Genomic DNA, 11,487 nt, shown 5'->3' with positions numbered 1-11,487 from the left:
ACGACGGAGGGAACGCCGGTATCGCACATTACCCTGGCGGTGAACCGGAACTTCCGCAATCACAATGGCGAATTTGACACGGATTTTGTGCAGTGCACCCTGTGGCGAAATGCCGCTGAAAACACGTACAAATATTGTCGAAAAGGGGCGGTCGTCGGGATCACCGGACGGCTGCAAACCCGCCATTATGACGGGCGGGATGGAAAAAGGGTATACGTAACAGAGGTCGTGGCGGAAACGATTCGGTTTTTGAGTACGAAGCCGCAGGGGGCGGTGGCCGGGGAATCTAGAGCGGGGTCTACGGCGTCGGTTTCAGGTGCGACAAATGGGCATAGGGCGAATCCCCCTGGACAAAGTTCAGTCGCGGCATCCGGAACTTCGGGTGCAGCAGGCCAGTCCCAGGCTGCTGCACCTGGGCCAGCCCCAACAGCTGAATCGGTTGCTGCATCATTACCATTTTAAGTGGTGGAAAAAGGAGGGGCTCAACCTTGGGTGCTCATGAAGAAGAATACGTCCACAACCTCGAGCAGTTACTCGAAACGTTAATAAAAATGGTTGGAAAGGCCAATCAAAAGGTCGACAGCCTGCAGCTGCGGGTCAGCCAGTTGGAATGGCTGATCAAGGAACAGCAACAGGAAAAAAGGGAGCGCAGCCCGATTCGGATTTACTCGTAATAATGGGGTTTCACTTTGACGACGACCTTGGATTGGCGGAGATATTGGTAAAAGTAAATGCAGGCAGCGGTGCCACTGCCTGCTTCTCAAGAAAAGTATGTCGGTCACGATTCTCAACCAATTTCCCCGAACTGCCTGCATTGTAAAAAGAGAATCAAACATCTCTCCTGAACCAGCCTCATTTTTGGAATTCCGGCAGTTTTTTGCCGGAATTTTTTTTAGAACAAATTCTGGGGCTTTTCCAAAGAGTGGTATTTGATGCTATACTTAATTCAGAATCACAGTTATATCGTGGTTTTGTCACGAGATTGTTGGGAGGGTTACATTAATGAGTGAAAAACAAACTCGATTTGAAAAGGAAAAAGTTATCCATATAGCCTCCGGAACTGCTGACGAAAATAAAAGGTATTTTGAACAACAGAACAGACAATTTAAACAAAACACACGAATTATTATGGACACAATTACAAGCTTAAATAAAAATAAAAAACGTGGCTTAATTTGATATTATTTTATAAAAAACCTCTATCTTTTTAGAGGTTTTTTTAATGTTCAGTTTGGGATTGGTATAAAAACCCACGATTTGGCCATACTAATAGCAAAACCCCCTGTTTTTTAAAAAGAAGCCGCTGACCTCGTGTCAGCGGCTTCTTCGATTTTCTAAAACCTCACGCTAAATCTTATCCCTATGCCGCTTATTAGCCCTAACAAGGCTCGCGATCATATCCGCATAAAACGCCCGGCGCTTGGGTGCCATTAAGTGGAGCTCTACCAGGGCCTTCTTTAACTCAGGCTCTTTTTGAAGCAACTCGTAAATTATTGCCAAATCGGGATTCTCCAGGGTTTCCTTGGTAAGAAAGCCTGGCTCCACCTGTGAGAAATCGCCCTGATTCAACTCCCCGAGCAAATAATCCTTGTCTATTTTAAAAATTTCCGCAAACTGCAGCAATGTTTGATAAGTGGGTACGCTGCGGCCGTTCTCAAATCGGCTGATCGTCGAGCGATGCAAATTCATCATGCTGGCCAGCGTATCCTGAGACCAGTTTTGCCGATCACGAAGCTTCTTCAATTTTTCCGCTAGAGACATCCTTTTCACCGCCATCATAAAAACAAATCCTGACTTTACCTTAACGGGAAAAAATGGCCCATAGTCTAAATGTGCGTATCCTTCACATCGAGTGTCGTGAAAAGAGTGCACGTTGAATAAAAAATATGATTTCCTCAATTTTATTGAAAAGGAATATTAAAATTATTGTCGAATAATATGAAACGGTGTAGATAAATGTCAAAACAGGAGGTCTTTCATGGAAAAAACTTTTTTAGTAATAGTGGGTGAACAAATTAGCAGCAAGGAATGGCGATTAAAAAGAAAACCTAGCTTTATTGACATATTTATACTTTCATTTCAGTTATCTCACACAACTATGAACCCCTCATACCAATATATCCCCCTTGAAAACGGTGGGAAAATGCCCATCAATTTCTGTGATCAAGACTTCCAAATAATATACAACGAAAATAAAATACAGATTCTAGTAGGTGAAAAAGATCTACCGGAGGAGGTAATCTATGAGATTCTGAGTCACTTTGTTCTAATTGAAGGAAGCAAAGTGACAGCCCTTCGACATTTCCCTTTTGAAAAAACAAGTCTATTAATAAGGAAAAAACGGCGTACCGTGTCGGCGGAAAAGAAACTTAAAGATACTAGTGATTGTTTTAAACTAGAAGGAGGAATACTTCGGAAATTGTAGTTTTAGCGGGAACCACCTTAAAAGGGCAAAAGATGGCGAGTACTTGGCCAAGTCTTTTGCCTTTTCTTTTTGGGGATGGATTCCATCTGAAAATCAAGTTGGAAAGTAAATCAGGTTTTTCGATAAGTATCTGGCAAGAAGGCGGAAGAAAAATGATAAAAGTGGAAAGTATTTATCCCCTTTTGGAAAGTAAACTCACCAAATCGGAAATTATATCCAAATAAATGGAAATCACTTCAAAAAGGTCATTGAAAAATTACCTGAGCCAGGCTGGACGCCTGGCTTTTTATGTAGTTGGGGTCCGCTTGAGATGGGGGTTGGCGAGTAAATCCTGAAATTCGGCGAGTAAAAGCCAATAGATGGCGAGTAAATCCTAATTTCTGACGAGTAAATTCACGAAATCGACGAGTAAATTTTAAAAAAGGTAAATTTCAGCCCCAATACTGGACTCTCACCTAAATGGAAGTGTCCACCCCACACAGACAAATGTCCACGTACAGTGCTTGACATCCTTATCCACCATTTTCCAAAAAGCCTCCAAATTTTTGAATTATGACGCTTTTTTGCCATAAAACAGCCATTTTTATCCTGTTTAAGTCGATTTGTGATATTCTTTTAATATTTTTGTAACATAACTGGTAAGTTTGTCTGTTATAAATAGATTAATAGGAGGGGAGTATATGCAATCCACGATCAAGCGTATTTTACTAGTAGTACTTACAATTGCTACATACGCATCAGGCACCATGGTTACATATGCACAAACAAGCAGTGAAGCACTTCGCAATGCTCAACAGCAGCTCCAAGAAAAACAGCAAATTGTTAATCAGCAGAAACAAGAACAGCAAGCTGTTAATCAAGAAATACAAGGAATTCAGAAAGAACTAGATTCAATATATGCATATATTACAAAGAACCAAGAAGAAATGGCCCAAACTCAGGCCAAAATCGACGAAGTGAACCAGCTGATTGAACAAAAGAAAGAAGAGATTGTCGCGCTTGAGGACAAAATCCTCGGCCGGAGCGAAATCATGAAAAAGCGGGCCGTGGCCATGCAGCAAAGTGACAATTTCAATATCATCATGAACGTATTCTTAGAATCTGAAAGCATTTCCGATCTCATTAAGCGTGCAAGCGCGGTCTCGACATTGATGGATGCTGACAAGGACATTTTGAATTCCCAAAAGGCAGACCTTCAGAAAATTGAAGACGACAAGAAGGAAATCGATAAGCAAGAACAGGTTTTACTGGAGCAGCAAAACGTTCTTGCCGCAAAGCAAGCTGAACTTGACCAAAACCTGCAAAAGCGTCAGGAAGTCCTAACGGCCATGCAGGATAAATATAATCAAATTACGCAACAATTGGCGCTAGCCGAGCAGGACAAAGCGAAAATCCAGTCACAAATGGCCGGAATTCAAGCGGCAATTGCCCAGCAGCAGGCAAGCGCACGCCCAGCCCCAGCGCAGGATACCTCTAGCGCAGGCATTAGCGGCAAGGAAATGTACGTAACCGCAACCGCTTACAGCCACGAGGATTCAGGCTCGATAACGGCAATGGGTTATAACATCGAGGCCAATCCAAATATGAAATTGATTGCAGTCGATCCGTCTGTTATCCCGCTTGGTTCGCGTGTATGGGTCGAAGGCTACGGTGAAGCGATTGCCGGAGACACTGGCGGCGCCATCAAAGGCCACCGCATCGACATCCTCAAGCCAAACAGTGCAGAAGCAAGAGTATGGGGCAGAAGAACCGTCAAGCTGATTATTTTAAATTGATTTTTGAAAAATAAAGTTCATGTGAAGCGGAGACCCGGTACTGGAGCGTGCCGGGTCTTTTTATATAGGTTCGAATACTTTGGTTGGTCACACAATGAAAAATGACTTCGAATCAAGCAGAAACCATTTAATATATTCAATATCAGTTCTTGCAGGAAATTTGTCCAAGTTTGTCGAACTATACTTAATGTGGAATTTTGACTTTCATAACCATAGATGAAAGGGTTGCTTTTGTGTTTAGTATCGCTGGGCGATATGACTTGCGTATATCGTTACCCGATACGGATAAGCCCCTAGAAGATACGACGATACAGCTAAAGGCTTTGGCGTATTTTAAAAAAATTATTGGATATCTATTTCGGCGATATGCATTTAAACAAAATACACAACTTGAAGGAGGCTAAAAAGGGCGTTGTGGCGGTTGAGAACCTCAATCAAAAACAAGCGTCATCCTTAATAGAGTTCCTCCAGAAAGGAGCTTTGTATCGCTGGGCGATATAGCTTGAAATAAATCGAAAATACTTTCATAATGTAATTGAATAGGAGGTCCGATATGAGACGTGATATACAACCGAATGAGCGAGCTTTCTCTTCCAAAGAAGTGGCGGAAGAAGTGGGGATTGCAACACCCACTGTCCGAAAGTATGGCCAAATTTTAGAGCGAAATGGATATGAGTTTTTAAAAGATGGCGATCGGCGTATCTTTGTTCAATCCGACCTCGAAGCACTTATATCGTTACGCGATACAGACAAGCCCCTAGATGATACAGCTAAAGACCTTGTATATCAACAAAAAGAAAGACTAGAACAATTCAATGAAACAGAGATAGCGGTATCCGATACATATGAAAATTTACCCGAAGACCCCAATCAATTAAAAGAGGTATTAAGGTTTTTAGTCAATGAGCTCGCAGCCACGCGTGAAATGAATGTCCAACTAACAAACGATATGTCACAACTTAGAACTGCGGTTTCTCGGTTACAACAAGATCATCATAGCATAAGTTCTAATATTGCAAATTCGGCGCAAAAAACTCAGGTTAAAATAGAAAAATTATCTGAACAACAAATGACCCAATATGAAACATTACTTGAACAAGAAAAACAAATGAACGAATTCTTACAAGCAGAAATACAAAATATGCGTGACGAACAGAAAAAAGAATGGCATTCACAAAATGATTTTAATAAACGTCTAGAGGAAGCGATACAAAAACCTAAAGGGATATGGGAGACACTTTTTTTGTTATTCCGAAAATAAGGGGACTATTTAAGTTTTTTTGTTTCGTATCGCTATGCGATATAGGTGCAATTAACTTCTTTTTGAATATGAAATCGGAGCGTTATAGCGGTACCCGATACAGACAAGCCCCTAGACGATATCACAATGAAATCAAAGCAGATATTACTTTGTTTCGAATAGTCGAATTCATTATTCTTCAAAATTCAACAAATTCCCGGGAAATACCTAAAATTTTGCTAATGATTACGCCAAAAAACGCTCAGAAAAAAATCTGAGCGTTTTTACTTGTCATTCCTATTGCTGATTTACTGTTAAAACCTATGTTAATTAGTTTGTTATTTACAAACCCGTTAACCGAAAACCAGCTTGTTTGTAACTTAGATCGACATTTTTTCTGCGGAATCAACCGTATGTTTCAACAAGGTCGCAATGGTAATCGGGCCGATACCGCCAGGAACAGGGGTGATGGCACTTGCTGCTTCGTAGCATGTGTCATAATCAATATCCCCAACATTGCCTTTGTTATAGCCTGCATCTAATACGACGGAACCCTGCTTTAACCAGCTTCCCTGAATAAATTTAGGCCGTCCCACTGCTGCAACAACAATATCTGCCTGCTTTAAGATTTCAGGTAAATTGGCTGTTTTTGAATGGCAAGTCGTAACGGTCGCATTGGCATTAAGAAGTAACGCAGAAACAGGTTTCCCTAGGATGGGACTTCTCCCCACTACGACAGCATGTTTACCCTCAATTGGAATCTGGTAATAGTCTAACATTTTCATAATGGCAGCGGGTGTGCAGGAGGGGTATTCTCCAAATCCTAATGCAGTCTGCCCGTACCCTGCACTTGTGACACCATCCACATCTTTTCGAATATCAATGGCCTCAAACGCGGCGCGTTCATCAATATGCGATGGAACCGGATGCTGCAAAAGAATGCCATGAACCGCTGGATCGTTATTTAACTCATTAATTTTTTCGATTAGCTCCAAAGTCCCTGTTTCTTCGGGTAATTGCACGCGAATAGACTCCATGCCAAGTCTTTTGCAAGCATTTCCTTTCATTCTTACATAGGTCTCTGAAGCGGGGTTATCACCAACTAAAATCGTTGCGAGGCATGGTGTGATGCCTTTATTTTTTAAAACTTCAATTCGTGCTTTCAAGCCTTCCTTAATTTCCGTTGCAACGACATTTCCATCCAAAATGATTTTTTCCATAACGAATCCTCCTGAAAAAATGTAATAAAAAAGAGATAAGGATATAATCCTTATCTCTGCCCAGACGACCCGACACTGTATAAAACACAGCTTCCTTGTGGTTAATTCCACATTTGTCGTCAGTAACTGTGTCCCATTTGCTTTTTATAAGTAAAAGATAACATATAAGTACAAAATGTCAATGGAATAAATCCTTAATTGATATTGTACTATTGTTTTAGTAATCTGTTTAAGGAAATTAGAAATGGGAGAGAAACTCATTTGGAAATAAAGAAAAAGAAGTATATAAAATGGTCATTTAAAATTATTTTGATATTAATAGGTTTGCTGTTTATAAAAGTTTCAGAAGCAGTTGTATTGCAACGAATCATTCATTGGATTTGGAAGATTCCGTTGGATGGAATGGAAGAAATCATTGACATTATTGTTACGGTATTAATTTTTATGCCCTTCCTCTTTATTGTGATGAAACAACGGATTACGTTAGAGAGAGCGGAAGAAAAGTACAAAGAGCTGGCCTATTATGACCCCGTGACAGGGCTCTCGAATCGTCGTTACTTTGATATGCAATTAAGCCATTCTCTTATGCGAAAAAGCAATACTGGTGCTGTCTTGTTACTTGATATTGATGGGTTTAAGCAGGTAAATGATACGTATGGGCATGATGTTGGCGATTTTTTATTGAAGGAAATAGGAGTACGACTTATGGATTGTATAGGTAAAGAAAATACGGTCTCACGTTTTGCGGGAGATGAATTTATCATTTACCTTCCAAACACAGACAAACCGTTAGTGTTAGAGGTTGTGGAAAAAATCATCAATGAAATTAATAAGCCCGCTACGATCGATGAAAATCAAATTATGACTTCGACAAGTATTGGTATTACCTTTTTCCCGGAACACGGTGTAGAGGCAAAGACGTTAATAAAGAATGCGGATATCGCCATGTATAAAGCTAAATTACGAGGGAAAAACACATTTGTTATATTTGAGCTGCCGCCCGAATGGATTTTAAAAGACGGGAAGGGATAGACAGGCGGCTTAGGAAGGAAGAACAGTCATTATAATGTATAAGGGCTGTTTTTCTTTTCAGACTTTGAGTATGTTTAGTTCTCCTTAGATTTTGCTATGCTTCTAACTTCATCAATAGTAAGTCCAGTACGATTAGCAAAAGGAGATCGGGCATTGGGCCGATGAAGATAAAGAAAATTATCCATTAGGGACAATTGCACAAACTCATTAAAAAAAATCCAGTAGAATATCAAGGACTATGATTTTAAGGAGATGAAGAGTAGTGTCTTTACCCGGCATACCGAATATAACGCCTACCATTTCGCTTAGTGTGGGGCAAACTGTTCCATTGTTACTGGCTTCCGTTGCTCTTGAGGAGTTGGCTCTTGCTCACCTTTTGAATGCAGAAGCTGAAAAACTTCAACTTGTTCTTGGTACATTAACCCCAACAAGAACTACATTTTCCCCTGCAACCGTTTCATTGACTAATCTTCTTGATATTGATGCAAGTGTTCAAAGGACCCTTCGTGACGTCATCAAGAAAGAAATGCTGTTGGAGTTCAAGTTTGAAAATATCCTAGATTTAATCCCAACTATCACCACAACTCCAGCGGGGGTTGGTACCCTGACAATGACGAAAGCGGCAGCGCCAAATCCTGTGCAGGTAGGGCAACTGCTTACCTACACATTTGTGGTGTCAAATACGGGAACCGCACCCCTAACCAATTTACTGATATCCGAGCCGATACCAGCAAGTACCACCCTTGTGTCAACGAATGCCCCAGTAGGATTTACCACTACTGAAACACCAGCCGGAAACCCAACATTGGTAACCTTCACAACACCTTCACTTGCTCCTTCAAGTTCTGCCACTATAACGGTTGTCGTAAGGGTGCTAGGTTCGGCAGGACCTTCTGTTACAAATATCGCCACTGCGATTGCAGATGGAGTAGCTCCTGTAAGTGCAACAACTACTGTAACAGTGCAGAGGGGGGGATAACTCCTGTAACTAGATCAACAACTACAACGGTAGGTTGACCACTTGCATTAACACAAGAAGGGGAGATTGTTTTTGGTGTCCCTGCTGACGCAAAAGGTTTGTCCTTAAAGTACGTGGAGGATTTACAGGAAAAGAAATGACACTTAAAGTGGAATAGGAGTACATGATTTTATGGAATCCTGACAAAAACAGACCAAGGATGGGATCACAATGATTCCATCCTTTCATTCTGTATTCATCATTTAACTACTCCTACTATTTATTCGATCATTTTCAATTATGACATTTTTTATAATTAGAATTAGTTTCTTTATATTGGTTTGTTAAACAATTCACATAATTGTTGTGTAGTGCTTTATGAAATATTAAAAAAACAAAAAGCCACCTTAATCTAACAAAAATTAGGAGCTTTATACTTACAGAAACGAAATAAAAAAACAGCGGCCTCTAAAGCCGCTGTCCTCCCCAAGTGGACAAATGTCCACGCGCGGTGCCTGACACCACTACATTACCCCAAATGTACCAAATCCCTAAGCTCATCCGTAGATAGCTCCGTAATCCAATTCTCACTCTGGATAATCTGGTCATTTAAAAATTGCTTCTTTTCCAGCATGGCGTCGATTTTTTCCTCAAGCGTGCCGGTGCAGATTAGTTTGTGCACGTGCACGAAGCGGGATTGGCCAATCCGGTAGGCCCGGTCGGTCGCCTGGTTTTCAACAGCCGGGTTCCACCAGCGGTCGTAGTGGATGACGTGGTTTGCCGCCGTCAAGTTCAACCCGGTACCGCCCGCTTTTAACGACAGCAGGAACACTGGGAACTCCCCGTTCTGGAATCGCTCAATCATCGTATCACGCTGCGTCTTCGGCACACTTCCGTTCAAAAATGGTACCTCGATGCCAAATTTCTTCTTCAGGGCACTCCGAATCATTTCGCCCATTTCGATATATTGGGTGAAAATCAGACAGCTTTCGCCCTGGTCCAAAACCGAATCGACCAGCTCGACAAGCTTCTCCAACTTGTTAGATCGCTCGAGAAGTTCCCGGCTCGCTGACTTTTCCTTCAAGTAGAGGGCAGGGTGGTTACACAGCTGCTTCAAGCGGCCCAGCATTTGCAACACTAACCCCTTGCGTTCAAAGCCAGTCAATTTTTCAATTTGCTCAAATGTATCGTGGATAAGCTGCTCATAAAGCGATGCTTGCTCAGCCGTAAGCGGGCAGTATTCCTTTTGCTCCAGCTTGTCAGGCAGGTTCAGCGCGACTTCCTCATCCTTTTTCGTCCGCCGCAGCAGGAACGGCCGAATCAACGACTGCAGCTGCTGTATTTTATCTTTCTTTTCATCCTTTTCAATCGGGATGATGTACCGTTTCTGGAACTGGCCTAGGCTGCCAAGATAGCCATGATTGGTAAAATCAAAAATCGCCCAGAGTTCGGACAGTCGGTTTTCCATTGGCGTCCCGGTCAGGGCCACATGATGGCGTCCGCGCAATCTTCGAACCGCTTTGGATTGCTTCGTTTGGGCATTCTTAATGTTCTGCGCTTCATCGATGGCAATCGTGCTCCATTGAACGGACTCGAATTCCTCGGAATCTAGATGGCTCAAGCCGTAGGAGGTAAGCACCACATCTACTTCCTGAGCTTTTTCGGAAAAATTAGCCTCTTTCAGGCGGTTCGAGCCATAGTGGAGGTACACGTTCATCTCCGGAGCAAACCGCTCAATTTCCTTTTGCCAGTTGCCGAGCACCGAGGTAGGGCAGATGATTAAGGCTGCGTTCGTCGGTAACTTGGCAGGGGCGGCATCCTCTTTTTTCTTGCGGCGCGGTTTCGAATCCGTCGTAGCCGCAATAGGCAGGGAGGCGGGGGTGGTTTCCGTTTCAGTCGCCAAGACATGGCTTTCCACGGTAGAAACATTGTCAACACCGCCATCGGTTTCAGGCTCCGTAGCCTGGCTATCTAGCGTATCAGCCAAAACTGGCGCTTCCAAAACATCTCCCGGAACCACCTTCACCACGTCCCCAGCCTCATCCTTCACCTTCAATAAATAAGAAATCAATTGAATTGTCTTCCCGAGTCCCATATCATCGGCTAACACAGCACCGAACCCATACTGTCGTAAAAACCACAGCCAGCTCATCCCAAGTTGCTGGTACGGACGCAATTCTCCGTTCAATCCCTCAGGCACATCCACAAGCGGAATTTCATTTGCCTCCGACAGCTGTTTCACCATCTGCTTCCACTGCCGGTTCAGCTCAATCTGAATCTTCGCGAACGCCTTTGGATTTTCTAGTTCCTCTTCGCTGCCCTCACCTGAATTGACTAGCTCCTGCTCAATCAAATCCCGAACCTGCAGTCCCTCTTTTTCGGCACGTTTCATCAAATCCTGAATTTGTCGAATGAACTGTGGGTCGAGCTTCACCCAACGGCCGCGAATATAGACGAGCCTCCGCTTTTCCTCGACAAGCTGATGGAACTCATCCTCGGACAAATCGACACCATTCATTGAAAAGCGCCAGTTGAAATCGAGCATCGCATCCAGCCCGACAAACGACGGCCGGTGGCTCGACGTCCCCTTAAGCGACGCCTTTATGCGCAGATTGGCATTTTTCATCGCTTGCCACCAGGAAGGGAGGAGGATTTCGACATCCAGCGCCAGTAGCGTTCCGCTCGCGTCCGTCAAAAACATCCACGCTTCTTCCTCGGTCAGCTCCGTTTTCAAAGCCGCAGGGCTGCTCTCGTCATCCGCATCCGTCGATGCCCCGTCTCCCAGCCACGGAAACAGCCGTACCCAGCGGGCCTGCTCACGGTCAACCTTATCCAAA

At 43.0% G+C, this 11,487-nt stretch carries 11 protein-coding genes and 1 riboswitch; of the genes, 8 read left to right on the top strand and 3 right to left on the bottom strand.

Annotation, left to right across the window (positions count from 1 at the left end; translation table 11 throughout):
- From ssb to KHB02_RS18035, 3 genes are all read left to right on the top strand, one after another.
- Positions 1-462, top strand: a 462-nt coding sequence (ssb, locus tag KHB02_RS18045) for a single-stranded DNA-binding protein (protein WP_241113942.1), incomplete at its 5' end; no start/stop codon positions are given.
- A gap of 26 nt (positions 463-488) precedes the next feature.
- On the top strand, positions 489-674 hold the full coding sequence (locus tag KHB02_RS18040) for a hypothetical protein (protein ID WP_213118011.1): 186 nt from the start codon (positions 489-491) through the stop codon (positions 672-674).
- Between the two features lie 328 nt (positions 675-1,002).
- A complete protein-coding gene (locus tag KHB02_RS18035) occupies positions 1,003-1,179 on the top strand; it encodes a hypothetical protein (RefSeq protein WP_213148021.1) in 177 nt (58 codons plus the stop codon).
- A 168-nt stretch (positions 1,180-1,347) separates the two neighbouring features.
- Here the strand turns inward: KHB02_RS18035 and KHB02_RS18030 are convergent, their stop codons facing one another.
- Positions 1,348-1,761 (bottom strand): helix-turn-helix domain-containing protein, encoded by a 414-nt coding sequence (locus KHB02_RS18030; RefSeq protein WP_241113941.1) that lies wholly within the window; start codon positions 1,759-1,761, stop codon positions 1,348-1,350.
- 217 nt (positions 1,762-1,978) lie between these two features.
- Here KHB02_RS18030 and KHB02_RS18025 point away from each other — a divergent pair, with 217 nt between their 5' ends.
- The 3 genes from KHB02_RS18025 (at position 1,979) to KHB02_RS18015 (ending at position 5,461) form a co-directional block, all read left to right on the top strand.
- Positions 1,979-2,425 (top strand): hypothetical protein, encoded by a 447-nt coding sequence (locus KHB02_RS18025; RefSeq protein ID WP_213148023.1) that lies wholly within the window; start codon positions 1,979-1,981, stop codon positions 2,423-2,425.
- Positions 2,426-3,105: 680 nt separating this feature from the next.
- The gene (locus tag KHB02_RS18020) at positions 3,106-4,200 is read left to right on the top strand and encodes a 3D domain-containing protein (protein ID WP_213148025.1); all 1,095 of its coding nucleotides are present in this window, start codon (positions 3,106-3,108) and stop codon (positions 4,198-4,200) included.
- 553 nt (positions 4,201-4,753) lie between these two features.
- Positions 4,754-5,461 (top strand): hypothetical protein, encoded by a 708-nt coding sequence (locus tag KHB02_RS18015; protein WP_213148026.1) that lies wholly within the window; start codon positions 4,754-4,756, stop codon positions 5,459-5,461.
- Positions 5,462-5,820: 359 nt separating this feature from the next.
- Here KHB02_RS18015 and KHB02_RS18010 read toward each other — a convergent pair whose 3' ends face one another.
- The gene (locus KHB02_RS18010; protein ID WP_213148027.1) at positions 5,821-6,660 is read right to left on the bottom strand and encodes a bifunctional 5,10-methylenetetrahydrofolate dehydrogenase/5,10-methenyltetrahydrofolate cyclohydrolase; all 840 of its coding nucleotides are present in this window, start codon (positions 6,658-6,660) and stop codon (positions 5,821-5,823) included.
- 51 nt (positions 6,661-6,711) lie between these two features.
- Positions 6,712-6,797: riboswitch (ZMP/ZTP riboswitch) on the bottom strand.
- 124 nt (positions 6,798-6,921) lie between these two features.
- On the opposite strand from KHB02_RS18010, the gene KHB02_RS18005 reads away from it, so the two are divergent.
- Together KHB02_RS18005 and KHB02_RS29930 are read left to right on the top strand one after the other, a co-directional pair.
- A complete protein-coding gene (locus tag KHB02_RS18005) occupies positions 6,922-7,692 on the top strand; it encodes a GGDEF domain-containing protein (protein ID WP_213148028.1) in 771 nt (256 codons plus the stop codon).
- A gap of 262 nt (positions 7,693-7,954) precedes the next feature.
- Complete coding sequence (locus KHB02_RS29930) at positions 7,955-8,671, top strand: alpha-helical endospore appendage domain-containing protein (protein ID WP_213148029.1); 717 nt, start codon at positions 7,955-7,957, stop codon at positions 8,669-8,671.
- A 508-nt stretch (positions 8,672-9,179) separates the two neighbouring features.
- Here the strand turns inward: KHB02_RS29930 and KHB02_RS17990 are convergent.
- The coding region (locus tag KHB02_RS17990; protein ID WP_241113940.1) for a DEAD/DEAH box helicase at positions 9,180-11,487 on the bottom strand (2,308 nt) is incomplete at its 5' end.

The sequence above is a fragment of the Neobacillus citreus genome (assembly GCF_018343545.2).
Lineage (GTDB): Bacteria > Bacillota > Bacilli > Bacillales > Cytobacillaceae > Neobacillus > Neobacillus citreus.
The sequence above is the reverse complement of the archived record's forward strand: the minus strand, read 5'-3'. Positions and strand labels throughout refer to the sequence as shown.